Annotated in this window: 17 protein-coding genes; 15 read left to right on the top strand and 2 right to left on the bottom strand. The window is 26.4% G+C overall.

Translation table 11 applies throughout. The features are described from left to right. Window positions 1–3: 3 nt before the first annotated feature. The 9 genes from CM240_RS10240 to CM240_RS10200 all read left to right on the top strand — a co-directional run bounded on the left by CM240_RS10240 (window position 4) and on the right by CM240_RS10200 (window position 9,590). The gene (locus CM240_RS10240) at window positions 4–924 is read left to right on the top strand and encodes a glycosyltransferase family 2 protein (RefSeq protein WP_051483800.1); all 921 of its coding nucleotides are present in this window, start codon (window positions 4–6) and stop codon (window positions 922–924) included. A 31-nt stretch (window positions 925–955) separates the two neighbouring features. After that, on the top strand, window positions 956–1,366 hold the full coding sequence (tagD, locus tag CM240_RS10235; protein WP_044038961.1) for a glycerol-3-phosphate cytidylyltransferase: 411 nt from the start codon (window positions 956–958) through the stop codon (window positions 1,364–1,366). Between the two features lie 68 nt (window positions 1,367–1,434). Continuing rightward, window positions 1,435–2,358 (top strand): capsular polysaccharide synthesis protein, encoded by a 924-nt coding sequence (locus CM240_RS10230; RefSeq protein WP_044038960.1) that lies wholly within the window; start codon window positions 1,435–1,437, stop codon window positions 2,356–2,358. A 13-nt stretch (window positions 2,359–2,371) separates the two neighbouring features. Further along, window positions 2,372–3,823 (top strand): oligosaccharide flippase family protein, encoded by a 1,452-nt coding sequence (locus CM240_RS10225; RefSeq protein ID WP_044038959.1) that lies wholly within the window; start codon window positions 2,372–2,374, stop codon window positions 3,821–3,823. A 98-nt stretch (window positions 3,824–3,921) separates the two neighbouring features. After that, entirely contained in the window at window positions 3,922–5,004 is a 1,083-nt protein-coding gene (locus tag CM240_RS10220; protein ID WP_044039891.1) for a CDP-glycerol glycerophosphotransferase family protein, read from the top strand. Between the two features lie 151 nt (window positions 5,005–5,155). Beyond that, entirely contained in the window at window positions 5,156–6,382 is a 1,227-nt protein-coding gene (locus CM240_RS10215; protein ID WP_044038958.1) for an O-antigen ligase family protein, read from the top strand. An 86-nt stretch (window positions 6,383–6,468) separates the two neighbouring features. Beyond that, window positions 6,469–7,101 carry a DUF1919 domain-containing protein gene (locus CM240_RS10210; protein WP_044038957.1) on the top strand — a complete coding sequence of 211 codons (633 nt, stop codon included), beginning with the start codon at window positions 6,469–6,471 and terminating at the stop codon, window positions 7,099–7,101. Between the two features lie 478 nt (window positions 7,102–7,579). Next, window positions 7,580–8,512 carry a mannose-6-phosphate isomerase, class I gene (manA, locus tag CM240_RS10205; protein WP_044038956.1) on the top strand — a complete coding sequence of 311 codons (933 nt, stop codon included), beginning with the start codon at window positions 7,580–7,582 and terminating at the stop codon, window positions 8,510–8,512. A 184-nt stretch (window positions 8,513–8,696) separates the two neighbouring features. Further along, window positions 8,697–9,590, top strand: a complete 894-nt coding sequence (locus tag CM240_RS10200; RefSeq protein ID WP_044038955.1) for an LCP family protein — start codon at window positions 8,697–8,699, stop codon at window positions 9,588–9,590. 42 nt (window positions 9,591–9,632) lie between these two features. On the opposite strand, the gene CM240_RS10195 is transcribed toward CM240_RS10200, so the two are convergent. Together CM240_RS10195 and CM240_RS10190 are read right to left on the bottom strand one after the other, a co-directional pair. Beyond that, window positions 9,633–9,845: a DUF2922 domain-containing protein gene (locus CM240_RS10195; RefSeq protein WP_044038954.1), complete on the bottom strand. Its 213-nt coding sequence runs from the start codon at window positions 9,843–9,845 to the stop codon at window positions 9,633–9,635. Between the two features lie 16 nt (window positions 9,846–9,861). After that, window positions 9,862–10,077 (bottom strand): DUF1659 domain-containing protein, encoded by a 216-nt coding sequence (locus CM240_RS10190; RefSeq protein WP_044038953.1) that lies wholly within the window; start codon window positions 10,075–10,077, stop codon window positions 9,862–9,864. Between the two features lie 299 nt (window positions 10,078–10,376). Between CM240_RS10190 and CM240_RS10185 the strand changes: the two genes are divergently transcribed. From CM240_RS10185 to tagD (CM240_RS10160), 6 genes are all read left to right on the top strand, one after another. Beyond that, a complete protein-coding gene (locus CM240_RS10185) occupies window positions 10,377–12,398 on the top strand; it encodes a methyl-accepting chemotaxis protein (protein WP_044038952.1) in 2,022 nt (673 codons plus the stop codon). 150 nt (window positions 12,399–12,548) lie between these two features. Beyond that, window positions 12,549–13,673: a glycosyltransferase family 4 protein gene (locus CM240_RS10180; RefSeq protein ID WP_044038951.1), complete on the top strand. Its 1,125-nt coding sequence runs from the start codon at window positions 12,549–12,551 to the stop codon at window positions 13,671–13,673. A 102-nt stretch (window positions 13,674–13,775) separates the two neighbouring features. After that, complete coding sequence (locus CM240_RS10175) at window positions 13,776–15,008, top strand: glycosyltransferase family 4 protein (RefSeq protein WP_044038950.1); 1,233 nt, start codon at window positions 13,776–13,778, stop codon at window positions 15,006–15,008. Window positions 15,009–15,499: 491 nt separating this feature from the next. Beyond that, complete coding sequence (locus tag CM240_RS10170) at window positions 15,500–16,303, top strand: ABC transporter permease (protein ID WP_044038949.1); 804 nt, start codon at window positions 15,500–15,502, stop codon at window positions 16,301–16,303. Between the two features lie 13 nt (window positions 16,304–16,316). After that, window positions 16,317–18,317 carry an ABC transporter ATP-binding protein gene (locus CM240_RS17505; protein ID WP_156930538.1) on the top strand — a complete coding sequence of 667 codons (2,001 nt, stop codon included), beginning with the start codon at window positions 16,317–16,319 and terminating at the stop codon, window positions 18,315–18,317. A 32-nt stretch (window positions 18,318–18,349) separates the two neighbouring features. After that, window positions 18,350–18,739: a glycerol-3-phosphate cytidylyltransferase gene (tagD, locus tag CM240_RS10160; RefSeq protein ID WP_044038948.1), complete on the top strand. Its 390-nt coding sequence runs from the start codon at window positions 18,350–18,352 to the stop codon at window positions 18,737–18,739. Window positions 18,740–18,743: the final 4 nt, after the last annotated feature.

Here is an 18,743-nt window from a genome sequence, read left to right as displayed (position 1 = left end):
AGAATGTATATTAGTGTAGTTGTGTGCACTTATAATAGAAGTGAAGTATTGAATAAGTGTATAGAGAGCATAATTAGAAATAACTATCCGAAGGAAAAATATGAAGTAATTATTATAGACAATAATTCCAAGGATAATACAAAAGATACTGTTTATAACTATATTAATAAAGGACTAAATATTAAATATTTCCTTGAGGAAAATATAGGATTATCTTTTGCGCGTAATAAAGGAATAGATGTATCAAAAGGAAATATAATTATTTTTTTAGATGATGATACTCAAATATCTAAAGGATATTTGCAAGCTATTAAAGAATTCTATAGTGTTAATCCAGAAGTTGTTTTTGCTGCAGGAAAAATTAATCCTATTTGGACTATTGAGAAGCCAAAATGGTTTTCAAAAGCTTTTTCATCTATAGTAGGTGAAACATTATATGGGGATGAAGATAGAGTACTAAAAAGAGGAGAAATGCCAATAGGTGCAAATATGATTTTTAAACGAGAAGTTTTTGATGAGGTTGGTAAATTTAATATTAACTTAGGTATACAGGGTGATAAATTATACTTAGGGGAAGAAAGTGATTTATATAATAGAATAGTTAAAAAAGGATATGAAGTATATTATATTGCTAATGCTAGTGTGGATCATACAGTACATAATAATAAAGTTAATAAAGAATACGTAATGAATAGATTGATATTAGAAGGAGTAAGTTCTGCAGAATATAGTCTTAACGAAGGAAGTAAGATGCAATGCATCTATTTAATGTTTAGGAGAGGTTTAATATTATTACTAAGAGATACTCCAATGGTCATTATTAGTAAACTTACTAAAAAAGATGAGTTTGAAAAGATATGTAAATATAAAAGAAGTTTGAATTTTATTAAGACTATAATAGATGGTATAGGGAGAAAACAATAATAATATAAAGCATTGTAATGGAGGAGATTTTATGAAACGTGTTATTACATATGGAACATTTGATTTATTGCATTATGGACATATAAATTTATTACGTAGAGCAAAATCATTAGGTGATTATCTAGTTGTAGCTTTATCAACGGATGAATTTAATTGGAATGAGAAAAGTAAAAAGTGCTATTTTAATTACGAGCAACGCAAGAATTTGCTTGAAGCAATTAGATATGTTGATTTAGTGATTCCAGAAACAGGTTGGGGGCAAAAAAGAACTGATATTCATAAATATGATATTGATACTTTTGTAATGGGAGATGATTGGAAAGGTCATTTTGATTTTTTGAAAGATGAGGGCGCTAATGTAGTATACTTACCAAGGACTAAAGAGATATCTACAACAAAGATAAAAAAGGATTTAGAAATAAGTTCTGAAGTAAAAAAATAAGTTAAATATTATTACTTTGTATGACTATAAGTAATAATGATGATATGTTTAAGTGAGATGATTATTGTATGAATGAGCAGTATTTAAAGAAAATAGAACAATCTATGAAAAATAAAATATTATTGCCTACAATTGTGCATGCATTGAGGAATCGTTGGCCATTATGGTGGATAAGAAATAAGGAATTAATAAGTTTGCAATTAGAAGATCGTGCATATAGAAAGTTAAAAAAGAAGTATAAATATGTTATTGATAGAGCGACTGAAAATTATTTTTTAGAAGGTAAAAGTTCAAAAATAGTATGGGTTTGTTGGTTGCAGGGTATGGATAATGCACCATTATTAGTAAGGAGATGCTATGAGTCATTAGTATCTAATATAAGTGATTATGATATTAAGGTAATAACTGAAAAGAATATGTTTAACTACATTGAGATCCCTTCATATATAACCGATAAATGGAGAAGAGGTATTATTTCTTCTGCTCACTTTTCAGATGTTATAAGGACTAATTTGCTAGTGAAATATGGAGGGATTTGGGTTGATTCAACGGTTCTTTGTACGTCTAATAATTTACCTGAATATATAACAGATGCGCCTATGTTTGTATATAGGACTATTATGCGAGGAGTAAATACTGTTTCGGCATCCAACTGGTTAATTTCATCGCAAGCCAATAATCCTATCTTAATATTAATGAAGGATTTATTATATGAATATTGGAAAAATGAGAATGTAGTAGAACATTATTATTTATTTCATTTATTTTTTACTATGGCAATAGAAAAGTATCATGACATATGGGATAATATACCAAGATACAATAATATTAATCCACATATATTAAGTGGAGAATTAAATAGCAAATTTTCACAAGATAGATATGAAGAAATTAAACATATGTCCGCATTTCATAAATTAAATTATAAGTTGAATTATATTGATAAAGAGGACACTTTTTATAATTATGTAATTGTAAAAGGGTTGTTTTGAAGGGAGTATTTATATGGCAAGTATTAAAAAAAATCTCTTATACAACATATTATATCAAGTTCTTATAGTTATTGTTCCATTTATTACTTCGCCATATTTAGCTAGAACTTTAGGTGCAGAACAAATAGGTGTATATTCATATACATATTCTATTGTATTCTATTTTATGATACTTGCAGTTCTAGGTGTGAATAACTATGGAAATCGAAGTATTGCTAAGGTGAGAGATAATAAGGAAAAGTTGAATATTGAATTTTGGAGTATATACTTTATCCAAATTACTATGTCTACTTTAGTAATTATAGCATATATAATTTATTTAGTAGTAATTGTGAGTGAATACCGCGTAATTGCAATAATCCAAGGATTATATATTTTGTCTAATGCTATTGATATTACATGGTTTTTTCAGGGAATAGAAGAATTTAAGATTGTTGTTTTAAGAAATTCTGTAGTAAAAATAATAAGTTTAGTATTAATTTTATTGTTAGTAAAATCTCCAATGGATTTATGGATATATACTATTATAATGGCAGGCAGTACATTTTTAGGTCAGGTTATAACATGGCCATTATTATTAAAAAAAGTAATATTCAAAAAACCGGTATTATCCAATATAGTTCCACATATAAAACCTATTTTTATTTTATTTTTGCCAGTATTAGCTATAAGTATCTTTTCATATATGGATAAAATAATGTTAGGAGTCATGAAGGGAATGAAGGAAACTGGATTTTATGAAAATACTGATAAAATAATTAGTATTCCTAAATCTATCATTACAGCATTAGGAGCGGTCATGTTACCAAGGACAGCTAATCTAATTGCAAATGGAAAGTATGAGAAAAGTAAAGAGTATATTGAAAACACGATGTTTTATGTGATGCTAATATCATCTGCATGTGCATTTGGTTTGGCAGGAATTTCTAATAACTTTGCTATAATATTTTGGGGAAAAGAATTTTCAGAATGTGGTAGGCTGATTGCATATATGGTACCAACGCTTATTTTCTCTGTTTTTGGAAATGTTATAAGAACTCAGTATTTAATTCCACGGTCAATGGATAAAGAATATATAATTTCGTTAATCATGGGAGCAATTGTGAATTTTATAGTAAATATGTCATTAATACCGTCTTTAGGTGCATTAGGTGCAGTAATTGGTACAATATGTTCAGAATTTGTTTTATGTTCATATCAAATTTATTCAGTACATAAAGATTTAGATATAAAAGGATATGTGAAAAGTGGAATTGCATTTTTTCCAATTGGATTTATGATGTTTCTTATCTTAAAGTATATTGAGTGTATTTTAAAGAATAGTATTAGTGCATTAGTTATTCAAATATTAATAGGAGCAAGTGTATACTTATTATTGGCTTCTATATATATTATAAAATCGAAAAATTTAGTAGTAATGAGAATGAGAGAAGCATTAAAGTTAAAGTTTAAGGGTGGTAAGTAAAAAGAATGAAAGAAGTATTAAGAAAGGTATTACCTCAGAATATATTTCGTTTATTAAAAAATACAAAAATATGTATATTACGATGTGTGATGTTTATTATGAGGATTTTTCCAATTAATAAGTTTAAGATAGTTGCGAGCAACTTTAATGGAAAAGGATATGGAGATAATCCTAAATATCTTGTAGAAGCATTAAAAGATGAACAATTTAAGATAGTCTGGTTAGTTAAATATGAAGATTATAATATGCCGGACTATATAGTACAAGTGAAGTATTCAAGCTTAAAGGCATTATATCATTTAGCAACAGCAAAGCTTTGGATTGATAATAGTAGAAAAGAGTCATATGTAATTAAAAGAAAAAATCAATATTATATACAAATGTGGCATGGAAGTATTGCATTAAAAAGAATAGAAAATGATGTAGAAGATATTTTGAATGAAGATTATGTAAAGAGAGCAAAGCATGATTCTAATATGATTGACTTAATGATATCAAATAGTAATTTTTCAGATAAATTATTTTCAGAATCATTTTGGTATAAGGGAGAAATTTTAAAATCGGGTACACCAAGAATAGATGCATTGTTTGATAGTAATAAGGAGGAGTTTAAAAAGAGATTTATTAATGATAAGAAAATAAGTGAAGAGTGTGGATTTATACTATATGCTCCTACTTTTAGGGATAATGCTAATTTAGATGTATATGATTTTAATAGACAAGAAGTTTTAAAAGTTTTTGAGCAAAAATTTGGAAAGAAGTTCTATTTATTATTAAGGTTACATCCTAATTTAAGAGATGTAATTAAGTTTAAAAGTGATGAAGTAGAAAATATTATAGATGTATCGGAGTATTCAGATATATACGAATTGATGAAGATATCTGATTTCTTAATAACAGATTATTCAAGTTTGATGTTTGAATTTTCTATTGCAGAAAGAAAAGGTGTATTTTTATTTGCAAAAGATGTCGAGGAATATAATAGAGGATTTTATTTTGATATAAAAGGATTACCATTTGAATTATCGACTAATTCAGATGAACTAATAGAAATAATATCTAAATTTGACACTTATAATTATAAAGTAAGAGTAAATGAATTTTATAAGAGACTAGATATTTTTGAAAATGGAAATGCATCTTACTATATTTCTGATTATATAAAAAATAGAATATTTTAATTATGTAGTATAAGTTATATTGCATAGGATTATTTATATGAATGTTATTAAAAATGTTTTTTTATATATGAATTAGAAAAATTAAATCATTTCATAAAGTGTAAGTAGAAGATGGTTAAAAATACTAACAATTTTGTAGGAGAATATATTGATGAAAAGAAAAGTGAATTTATTAGCAGGTATATATATTTTTCTTGTATATTTAGCTTTGGCCACAGAGAGACAAGGAATATATAATGTTCAATATATGTCTAAGTATTACATTGGAATAATTATATGTTTGATTTTAAGTGTATGTTTATTAATTAAGCGAAGTAATATAATAGTTATAAATAAAAAACAATTATATGTTGCTAAGATAATGTTTTTACCAACACTATTCGCATTTATATATACGTTATTTGTAAATGCGCTTAAACCTGTTCCTTATAATGGTTTTTTAATGCGTTCTTTCGGATTAGTTGCATATTGTTTATTGGCAGTTATACAAGCTTATATTATATATTCTTATTTTAAAGAAAATGCATTAAAATATACATTTATTGCAGTTACGTTAAGTTATTTAACAAGTATTATAGTAGCATTTAGAGAAGGTGGTATTTCACAATTTGTTAACATGATTACAAATAGTAGTTATAATGGATCGGTATTAGAAATGCATGAAGTAGCGCCCATTGTATCCATATTTGTTTTTTATTATATATATTTAGTATATTTTAAGAAGATTAATAGACGAAAAGGTATATTAAATTTAATAATTTGTTTAGTTATTATATTATTAAGTATGAAACGTATAGTAATTTTGACTTGTGCAATTGTAATATTTTTATTTTTTATATTATGTAAGAAAAATAAAAATTTGCTAAAGTGGATGGCTTTATTTTCTATTTTAATAATAACCGTTGGATATATATATATATATATTATTAAAAGTGGATATTTCTATGCGTTTTTGGAAAGATATAACATAAATGCTATGGCAAGAAGTGAATTATGGCAAGGTATAAGTGAACAATATGATTTTTCTATTTTTTACTCAGGGAGAGGATTAGGGTTTGTTTCAATATGGATGGATAATAACTGGCAATATTTAAATATAAATGGACTAACTCAAAGTACAGGTTTACATAATGATTTGTTAAAATTTTATATTGATTTAGGTTTTTTCGGGAATTTATTATTTTTATTTAATTTATTATATATGAACGCAAAAAGAATAAGTAAGAAGATTAGCATAAATGCAAGTTTATTATATTTCACATTAATTTCCCTGCAAATTTTGACTTGGTTCACGGATGTTGTTTCTTTATATCATAATTTTCAATGGATATTCTATTTAATAGTATTTTCTTTATTATCTCAATTAAAAGAAAAATAATTATTAATTATGGAGTGATTATAGAATTATGAAGATTTAAGACTATAACTTTTTGATAACAACACATTTTAGATGGAGTGATAAATATGAAGAAGATAAAAATTAAGATTGAAAATATGATAAGCAACTATAGAAGAAATGAAATTGTAAAGGGATATAAAGAAAAATTAATAAATAAGGATTTTACTATACTATCCTCAAATTGTAATGGTGGATTTATAATGCATGATTTAGGTGTTAGATTCAATACTCCGACTATAAATTTATTTTTTTTACCAAAAGACTTCATTAAATTTGTTAAAGATTTTGATAAATACATAAACTTGGAATTGATTGAGGTAGAAGATTGTAAAGAGACTTATCCAGTAGGTAAAATAGAAGATATAAAGATTTATTTTCAACATTATCATACGTTTAAAGAAGCAAAAGAAAAATGGGATGAGAGAAAAAGAAGAATAAATAAAGAAAACTTATTTATAATGGCAACAGATAGAGATGGTTGTACAGAAAATGATATTAGGGAATTTGATAGAATTCCCTATAAAAATAAAGTTATCTTTACACATAAACATTATGAAGATATAGAATCAGCATATCAAATAAAAGGATTTGAAAATGATAATCAAGTTGGAATTCTATCATGTTTTGAAGGTGCAACTGGAAAAAGATATATAGATCAATTTGATTATGTGAGTTGGCTAAACTCTAATATTAAATAGGTGTTATTCTTGATATAAGAAGACTGTTAAAATATATTTTTATAACAGTTATTTAGAGGGATAAGCATAACCATTGAAATTAAGTAATATTAACAATTACATAATATAAACTTAAAGTATGATTATTACAATTAATTTATAATAATAAATGAGGTGATTAAATTGAGTATTATCTTAATTATATTATATATAGTAGTAATTATATTTAATTTGAGTTTATGTAAGGCGTGTGCAAAAGAAAATGAGTAAGCGTCATCTTAAGATATATACGAAACTTCTTTAGGAGTTAGAAGATAAAATCAATAGAAACAGTTTAATCTCAAAGAAAATATTAAATGAAATAAGCCAGGAACGCTAAAATTTCTGGCTTTAAATATTTAAGTAAGTAGTAATAATTGATATTAGATATTTGTATTTTATGTAGCAAATACCCCTAAATAAAATATACTAAATATAGAGCAATAATTGTGAGAACTATATGTATCCAATTAAATTTGAAAATCTATATTACAAGAAGATATGGGGAGGACGAGATCTAGAATCTTTTAGAGCAAACTTACCAGAAGGGAACATTGGAGAAAGTTGGGATGTTGCTTGTCATGAAAATGGTACAAGCATTGTTGCTAATGGAAGATTTAAAGGAACTAGTTTTGATAAATTAATTGCAAGTAATGGTGAAGAGATCTTAGGCAAAAAATATGAAGATAGAAAATTTCCACTGTTAGTTAAGCTTATAAATTCCAATGATAATCTTTCTGTACAAGTCCATCCAAGAGATGAATATGCAAGAGTAAAAGAAAATTCTTTTGGTAAAACAGAAGCTTGGTATGTTGTAGATGTCAAAGAAGGAGCAGAGCTTATTGTTGGTACAAATGGTTGTACCAAAGAAGAATTTATAGCAGCAATAAAAAGTAACACTGTAGAGGACTGTTTAAATAGAATTAAAGTAAAAAAAGGTGATGGATTTATAATAAATAGCGGTCTTGTTCATGCTATAGGTGCTGGACTTATAATAGCTGAAATTCAACAAAATAGTGATATCACCTATAGAGTATATGATTATGGAAGACCAAGAGAAATACATGTAGAGAAATCATTAGATGTTATTGACTTTTCTCTAAAACCAGAGAAATTAGCTGAAGATTATAAAGAAGGACAAGGATATAAATTTACAGCACTATGCAAAAATCAATATTTTTCTATTGATAAGTGTGTAGTTGACACTAGTTATAGTAATAGTACTAATGGTGATAACTTTGTTATTTTAACCGTCGTAGAGGGTAGTGGTAAGGTAACAGGAAATAGTTATACAGAAACTATTGAAAAAGGTGATAGTATATTACTACCAGCTTCGTTAGGAAATTATACTATAGAAGGAAAATTAGAAGTATTAATAACTAATCCATTATAATATAAAAAAGCCAGGGACGAATAAGTTCTCTGGCTTTTAGTATTTATTATCGTATAATGTTATTATTTAAAGTTTATTGCTACAGATATTATAGAATGATACAATGAATGGAAGAGCAGTAAATAGTTCTAAAAATATCGGCTTTATAAATTTGTAAGGGGATATATCTGAAAGGGGTTTATTAATGAAGAAAATAATTTTATGGATTTTAGGAATATTATTATCACTTACAGTTATAACTGTTGGTGGAGCATTTTTTTATGCTAAACATATGATAGGAAAAGTGGAGCAGGTGGAAATTAACAAAGAAGATCTAAGTGTTAATGAGGAAACTGAAGAAAAATATGGAGATATAAGAAATATTGCTTTGTATGGTATTGATGCAGAGGATGGAAAAACTGGTAGATCTGATTCTATAATGATATTAACAGTAGATACAAAAAATAAAAAATTAAAATTAACTTCTATAATGAGAGATTCTTATGTTAATATACCAGGACATGGTTATGATAAGATTAATCATGCATATTCCTTTGGGGGACCTGAGCTTGCTATAAGAACATTAAATGAAAACTTTGATTTAAATATAAAAGAATTTATGGCAGTAAATTTTACATCTATGCCTGCTATTATTGATAAATTAGGTGGTATAAATATTGACATAACTAGTGAGGAGATTCAATATATACCGGGAATAACTTCTACAGGGACTCAAAAATTAACAGGTGAACAAGCTTTGGCTTATGCAAGAATAAGATATGCTACTGGTGGAGATTATAAAAGAACTGAAAGACATAGAACAGTTTTAAATGCCATTTTTAATGAAATGAAATCAAAATCTATATCAGAATATCCATCATTAGCATCAGAATTTTTACCATATATAAGAACTAATATATCTAGTAATGAAATGTTATCTTTAATTGGTGACATAGGAACTCTAATGTCAGGGAACTTAGAACAAAATAGATTTCCAACTGATGAACAAGGACAAGGTAAAATGATAGATGGAGTTTATTACATGACTTTTGATATAGAAGAAGTTAAAAATAGCTTACATCAATATATTTTCCAATAATAAAAAATGAGGCTGAAGATTTTCAGCCTCATTTTTTATGTTTTATAAAGTAATATCAGTAGTTGTAGTCTCAGTTAAGCTAGCACTATCAATAGCAATTATGTCTCCACCTTTAAAAGTGAATACAGCTTTTTCCTTAACTAGTTCCATAAATTCTTTTACTTTTGTGTCATCTACAGTATCTTTAACATTAGATACATTTAAAGATACCTTTGTGCCAGTTTCAGTAATAAATTTCATAACTAAAGTTTTCATATTCTATTCCTCCTTACTATTTAACTAATAAACTTTCATCTACAATGGCAGTTTTGGAAAGAGATCCTTCCTTTAACTCAGCGTAGCTATCTACTATAGTAGCCACATCATCTAAGTTAGCATCTAACTTAAGATTAGGTAGGCTCACCTTACTTGTTGCTTCATTACCATTTTCATCTGTAGTTATAAAAGATAATTGAATAGTTTTATTTGTTTGTATTGTTGATGCCATTTCACATCACTCCTTTCACTTCTTAAATATGAGATAGTAATAAAAAGTTGACATAGAAACTTTATGAAAATTAATGTATATAGATTTTTTAGGATAAAAAGTTAGTTTTGTATATATAAAATAAAAATAAGAAATTAATAACTAATCGATTACAGTACGAAATATACAAGGAACCCATAGTTTTCTGAATTTTTTATATTTTAATTAAAATGATAAAAAATTTCATTTATGTATTAAGAAATTTACGATAAAATTCGATATTATTACTGAAAATAATAATAGACATTTTAGGGGGACTTATGGACAACAAGAGAAAAAGGACAGAAACAAAATACTTATGCATATTTATAGTAATGGTATCAATAATAGTAGCAACAAGTAATTGTATGGTATTTATTAAAATCTTTAAGGATGTTGAAGCAAATTATAAAAGTGCAGAATTAAATAAAACAATGATGTATTCTGAACAATTAAATAATTATATGATAGAATACGAAACGTTGATAAAAGAAGGGGCAAAGAACATATTAAGTATCGAGGATAGGGATACAAATAAGATTTTAGATATGTTTGATTTATTAGTTAAAGATAATGAAGATATATTATTTACTTATGTAGTTTATACAGATACAAAACAATCTGTTTTTAGTGATAGATGGGATCCAGGTGAAGGATATAATTTTGAAGAAAGAGCTTTTTACATGGCTCCATTAGAAGAAGAAAAATTAACGTATATAGAGCCACAGTATGATATATATACAGAGCAATATGTAATAACAATAGGAGAGCCTATTTACAACAATAATAATGAGATAATAGCTGTAACAGGTGCTACTATTAACTTATCAAAAATAATATCAAAAATTAATAATTTAAATAAAAATAGTGATGACAGCAATTATTTAATGTTAGTAGATGATAATGGTAATATTGTTTCTCATAGAAATGAGGATTATATAAATGGGGAAGAGTTAATAAATTTAGAAGAAGTAGAAGAATTAGGTTATGATAATATTTATAGCAATTATGTAAAAGGAAATAAAACTTCAGGAAAGCTAAAAATGAAAAACGGAACAAGCTATTGTTTTACTGATAAAGTAGGTGATACAGGTTGGAGTCTTATACAAGTAACAGATGATAGTGCAATTACTAGCATAAGAAAAACCGCAATCATTTATGTTATATCGATTGTAATTGTCATGACTGGTATTTGTTCTATTATACTTATGTATCTTGTAAGAAGTATTGTTTCTAGATTAAAAATTATATCTAAAGAACTTGAGAATATATCAAGAGGAGATATAAAAAGTTATAATACCTTTGTTAAATATAGAAATGATGAGATCGGAGATATATGTGAATCTATAAATAATGTTGCCATATCACTAAAGAATATGGTTGGGGATATAAGTGATAGTGAAGCTACATTAGCTGATACTACAGCAATATTATCAGATAATATTGAAAACTTTAATAATGGATTTACAAATATTCTTGATGCTTCTAAGTCTATAAAAATATCCGTAGAGAATTTAGAAAGTGATATAGAAAATGTTCGTGAAGAAGTAAATGAATTATCAACTGATATTGAATTTATAAATAAAGAAATTGGTGTTACTTCACAGGATATGAAAAAAACAAGTGATATAAGTAAAGATAGCTTAATAGTTATTAATGATTTAGATATTATAGAAGAAAAGACTAATACGCAAATTTCAGAGATTGAAGCTATAGTAAATAATTTCAAAGGAAGCGTAAAATCTATAGAGGATATAACAAGTAACATATCTAGTATTTCTGAGCAGACAGAACTTCTGGCTTTAAATGCAAGTATTGAAGCAGTGAGAGCTGGTGAAGAAGGAAAAGGATTTATGGTAGTAGCTAATGAAGTTAAAAATCTATCCTTACAAACACAAGTCTGTGTAAATGAAATAAAAAAATTACTTAAATATTTAATTAATGAAAATGAAAAGTTTAATGTAATTGAATCCGAGATACAAAGTTTATCAGATGAAAGAATGCAAATAAGTAATAATACAAAGACTGCTTATAGAAAAATTCATGATTATGTATTAGAAAATCAAAATAAGGTTAGTAATATACAAAATCAAATGAGTTCAATAGAAAGTAAGAAAGAATTTTTAGAAGAAATAATAGAGAAGTTAGAACTTTTATCTAAAAAAGTTTCTGGAGATATAAAGGGAATTTCAGAAACAATAGATGTACAAAATAATATAATAGAAGATATTAAAGATATAAATGTATCCCTACAAGAAAATAAAGAAAAGTTAAGTGAAAATGTAAATAAGTTTAGCATATAGGGATTTATAAATAATAAGTTAATAAGGAACTGTAAAAGGATTATTAAATTTCTTTTACAGTTCCTTATTTTATTTTTCAATATTATCAAGAATTAATTCATCTAAGCATATATTTACTTATAAAAAGAAATATTGGATGGAGAAAGAAATATGAAAATTGCTATGGTTATAAATAATACAGATACATATAGAACAAAGGAAATAGAAGAGTTATGTAAATGTAATAAAGATGAGACTATAAAAGTTTATTATACTGATGGTGTGCCATCGAAAAATAAGGAGACGAATTTATTTGAAGAAACGTATCTTAAAAAAGGTAGATTTTTTGGAAGAGTTTTAAATAATCATAGAGGACTAATTAATATTGTAAGAAGTAATGACGTAATTTTTATTGGAGGATATGAAGAATCAAGCTATATAATTCTTGGTATATTGTGTAAATTATTTAAAAAGCCTTATGTAATTATTGCTGATGGCATTAGTAAAAGTAGAGAGGATGAAAAAGAATCTACTTTTAGTTTGCTTTTTAAAAATTATATTGTAAGTGAGTCAAGCTATATTTGGGCTAGTGGGAAAATGGTTTATAAAGACTTAATAGAATTTTTTCAATACCCCATTAAAAAAATATTTCCTAAATATTTAACAGTAGATGGAGAAAAAATTATTAAATTGTATCCTGAAAGAAAAAATATAAGAGAAGAAATAAGAAGAAAATACGGAATAAGCAATGAAGCGAAGGTAATAAACTATGCTGGAAATCTTACTACATCAAATAACGTAAAAGTAATAATTAAAGCAATAGCAACTCTTAAGCGTGATGATATAGTATTATTGATTACTGGAGATGGTACCGAAAAATTATCACTTTTGTATTTGGCAAAGAAGAAGAATGTGAAAATAATAATTACTGGATCTATTGAAAAAAAGGAAGAATTGTTCAAGTATTATTATGCCTCAGATTTGTTTGTATTACCATCAATGTTTGAACCGTGGGGATTAGTAGTAAATGAGGCAATGTATGCAAGGTTACCTATTATCGTATCGGAACATTGTGGATGTGCATTAGATTTAGTAGATGGAAATGGATATGTATTTAATCCTAGGAACTCTACGGATTTGGCATCTAAAATAGACAAAATATTTTATAATGATAGTTCAAAAGATAGAGGAGAAGTGTCTTATGATAAAATACTTCATTGGAACTTTGAAAAATCAGCTAAGAGTTTTAAAAATTTAATATTTAATATAAGAAAACTTCAAGAAGAGAATAGCTAAGTATTAAAAACATTAATAGAAATGCATATAACAATATATGTCAAAAAATTCATTGATTTTATGATATCATTAATTCAATATAAAAATAAAGGGGATAATATTATGGCTTTGAAAAAGGAAATATTAATTTATATTCCATGGTTTTATCCTAAATCATCATTTGAATATAATGATTTACGTGACATATTTAATGAAATGAAAAGATATTTTAACATAACAATTATAACTATAGATGGTGAAGGAAAACTACTGGGCAATAAAAAACAGAGATATTACGAAGAGAAAAAAGATAAGATAAATTTTATTAGAATTACTATATCTAAAAAGAAGATTATTTATGATGCAAGAAGTATAAAAAATTTTATAGTATATTTTATAAATGCTATGAAGATAACGAAATCTTTAGTTAAGGTAGATTATGTTTTTGCAGTATCAAATCCGCCAATACTTGGTGGAATTTTAGGGGTTGTGGGAAAGTTTATAAAGAAAACAAAAATGATTTATAATGTAGAAGAGTTTATTCCTGAGGAGAGGGAAGTTTCTGGAGCAGTAGAAAATAAGCTTCTGTTAAGATTACAAATGTTTATAGATACATATAGTTGTAGAGTTTCTGATAAGGTGATTTTAAGGTCTAAGGACATGAGGGTGATTTTGCAAAATAGATTTAAAGATACTAGTAATATGCCAAGTAATGTATTTATAAATAAATATATAGATATTGATAATATATATCCATTAGATAAATATGATGAAAATATTTATCAGTTTAAGAAAAAATATGATTTAGAAAATAAATTAGTAGTAATGTATTTAGGAGATATGGAACTTTATAATGATCTCAATAGCATTGTAGAGACTATATCAAGGTTTAGGGATAGAGAAGATGTAATTTTTGTTTTTTCAGGAAATGGTGTTGGAAGAAAGATAGCAGAAGAAAGTGCCCTGCGATATAGATTAGATAATGTAAAATTTATATCTATTTTAAAAGAAGAATTTTTATATGCAGCTAATGCAGCAGATATAATATTAGTTCCTTATATGAAAGGAATGAGAGGTATATTGTTTCCAGAAGAAATCTATATACCTATGGCTGTTGGCAAACCTATTATTGCATTATTAGAAGAGAACAGTGAAGCAAGAAATATCATTGAAAATATAAAATGCGGTATCGTTATAGATTCAGGAGATTATGCTTCATTATATAAGGAAATTAGAGCAGTACTAGAGGAACCAAATATAATTGATGGAATGGGCAGGCGAGGAAGAGAGTTTATAGAAAATATCGATAGAGATTCAATTATAGAAAAATATAAAAAAGTAATATTAGAAACATAGAAAAATTTATTATCTATGAGGAGAATATACTTTTGGCGGATATATCTATCTGTTGCAGTTAAGTAGTGGTAATGGTTATACAATTTCTATTTAAACCATAATTAGTTATATACCACTACTTAAGTAGAACAGATTTATATATTAGGAAATGCATATTAAAATAAATATTGTTAAAACATCTTAGAAATTTTTCTAAGATGTTTTTTTACTTCATATAAGAAGAAATAATTTTTAAAATTTATTTTTTGTAACTGCAAAAATAATGAGGATAGAACTATAATTATCACCGGAAAAACTATAATAAAAAGTAAAAAATACATTAATATTCCAGTTGCGAAAGAATCAATAATGTACATATAAAAAGTAAGGAACGGTGATTTTTTTGTGTAAAAATATAGGGAACACTCTTTCTTATAATTGTCAAAAAATACGGTATAATGATGTTAAGTTTATGTTAATATACAAAAAAATCAAAATAGGTGACTAGTTCTATGAAAAGTATTATTTATGTAGTAAATGAGAATATAAGGAATGTCTATAGAATATTATCTATTTCCAAGTATGAATTATTGTCAGATATGAGGGATTCAAAGTTAGGTATTATTTGGAATATACTTAATCCACTAATTCAAGTATCTACTTATTGGTTTGTCTTTGGAATAGGGATAAGAGGAGGGGAAGCAGTAAGTGGTGTAGAGTTTTTGGATTGGATGATGGCTGGACTTTTAGTATGGTTTTTTATTAGTCCATGTATAACTAAAGGGGTAAATGCCATAAGTTCTAAAATTAATGTAATAACTAAAATGAAATTTCCTATCAGTATACTTCCAGCAACAGTGGTTTTAAAGGAGTTATTTAATCATTGTTTTATGTTAGTTATCGTTTATTTTCTATTCTTAATTCGAGGCATGAGACCGAGCGTATATAATCTTCAAGTATTTTATTACATAATATGTATTGTAACATTAACAACATCATTGTCCATGATAACAGCTTCACTAAATGTATTTACTAAAGATGTTAGAAAGATGGTAAATGCATCTATGAGAATACTTATGTATTTAACACCTATATTATGGACCATGGATAAGCTTCCTGTATCTATTAAGATGATAATGAAGTGTAATCCTATATTTTATATTGTTGAAGGATATAGGGATTGTTTCTTTTATCATAAAGGTATTTTAGCTACACCGAGGGAAATGGCTATATTTTGGCTGACTGTAGCAGTGTTATTTATTATAGGGAGCAATCTTATATATAAGTTTAAACATAAGTTTATAGATTTATTATAGTTGGAGTGAAAAGATGGACAATAAATATTCAGTGAGCTTTAAAGAGGTTTCAAAGGTTTTTAAGTTAAAGGGTAAAAATAAATCAAAAAAGAAGATAGAAAAGAAAAGTTTTTATGCACTACAAGACATAACTTTCAATGTTAAAAAAGGTGATGTTGTAGGTATTCTTGGAACTAATGGATCTGGAAAATCTACATTATCTAGAATTTTGGCAGGAATATCAGTGGAGGACTCTGGAGAAGTAAAGATAAATGGAGAACAGGCCCTTATTGCCATTAATACTGGTCTTAATAATCAACTTACAGGATTAGAAAATATAAGAGTAAAAGGTGCATTATTAGGACTATCTAGAAGTAGAATAAATGAAATCACCGAAGATGTTGCAGAGTTTTCGGAATTAGGAGATTTTTTATATCAACCTGTTAAAAAATATTCTAGTGGTATGAAATCTAGGCTTGGGTTTTCTATATCAATATTCTTAAATCCAGACATAATCATTATAGATGAAGCATTATCTGTAGGAGATAGTGGATTTTCAGCAAAATGTATGAATAAGATGAATGAGTTTAAGGAAAAAGGAAAGACGATATTTTTTGTAAGTCATTCATTAAATCAGGTTAAGAGTTTTTGCAATAAAGGTTTATGGATTGAAGGTGGAAAGCTTAAAGAATATGGTGATATAGATGTTGTATCTAAACATTATTCAGATTATATAAAAGAATATAATCTGAAAAGCGATGAAGAAAAGAAAAAGCAAAGAGAATTAGTTTTTAATGAAAGAATAATTGAAGATAAGACAAAAATCATTAGTACTAGAACTATGTCTTTTGTAATGGCTATCATTATTACATTAATTCTAGTGCCATTATCAGTAGTGGGATATAGCGCTTTTAAGGAAGATGATCTTAATAATAGATTAGTTAAAGATATGAACTATACATTTTTAATAGAAGGAAATGATGTATCTAATTATTTAGATAGTGATAGAGAATATCTTAAAAACTCTAAAGGAAATACCATTGATAAAATTTTAAGCTTTAATATAAAGAAAAATGGAAAGATTAATATATCAGTATTACCTATAAACACTGAGTTCTATTATGAAAAAGTTGGAGTTAGTGATGAGATAAGATTTTTAACAGTAATGGGGTACAAGGGACAGGAAATTGCATCAATAGTTTCAAAAGAGATGTCTATAGAAAATGATGGAGTATTTATTATTAGCAAAGGTAATTTAAAAGATGCTTTAAATAGAATAAATTCACCTTATGAATATGATGAATTTAATGTAGAAGATAAAAAAGATTTTGTAGACAAAAATAAATATGTATTTAAGCAACTTGCTTCTGGTGGAAAATATAAAATAAATGAGTTTTTATCATTATTATTAGAAGGATGCAGTGATAAAACTGTACTGAAAATAGAAAAGACAATTAATATACTTACTAATAAAAGATTGTATGAAGAGATACAGTTTAGTGCATCTGATTTTAACGTTAATAGAACTGCAATTAGAGATTTAATTCCGGAAGATAGAAGAGATAAATTAGATGATAATGAAGTATTACTAAATAAAACTCTTATTTATCTTAATGGTACTAATATAAAAGAAAATATATATTATAAATCTATTAACAAAAAAATAGATGAAGTTATTAAGAAGGAAGAAGAAGAGAAAAGGAAGCAACAAAATATAAAGAAATATAATGAGAACAATAACACAGGAGGAAATATAGTACCAGAGCAGCAGATAATTAAAGAAGAGGTAAAAGAAGAACAAGAGAAAAAAGATGATACTAGCGATAAAAATCCAGTTGTAACACCAACGGAGCCAATAAAACCAGATGAAGATGTGGAAGATTCTAAAGATACTGTAGAAGATAAGGAAAACACAGATGATGGAACTTCAGATAAACCATCAACAGATGACGATACTAACACAGATAGTGGAACAGAAGATGAATCAAATAAAGGGACGGAGACAACGCCACCTAGTAGTGACGAAGGGGAATAGAAATCATATTGAATTTGGGAAAGGTGATGAAAATGAAAAAAGTAATTACATATGGTACTTTTGATTTATTTCATGTGGGACATTTAAATTTACTTAGAAGAGCTAAAGAACTTGGAGATTATTTAATAGTTGCTGTATCTAGTGATGCTTTTAATGCATCAAAAGGGAAGAAAGCGTATCACTCAATAGAAGATAGGGTGAAGATATTAGAGGCAATAGAATATGTAGACGAAGTTATATTAGAAGAGTCATGGAATCAAAAAATAGATGATATATTAAGTAATAATGTTGATATTTTTGTAATGGGTGATGACTGGAAGGGAGAATTTGATTATTTAAAAGACTATTGTGAGGTAGTATATTTGCCAAGAACTGAAGGAATTTCTACTACTAAGATTAAGCGGGATTTAAAAGTTGGATAGCTGT

The organism is Clostridium bornimense, assembly GCF_000577895.1.
Taxonomy (GTDB): Bacteria; Bacillota; Clostridia; order Clostridiales; family Clostridiaceae; genus Clostridium_AN; species Clostridium_AN bornimense.
Note: the sequence above shows the minus strand (reverse complement) of the source record. Positions and strands in the feature narration are given on the sequence as shown.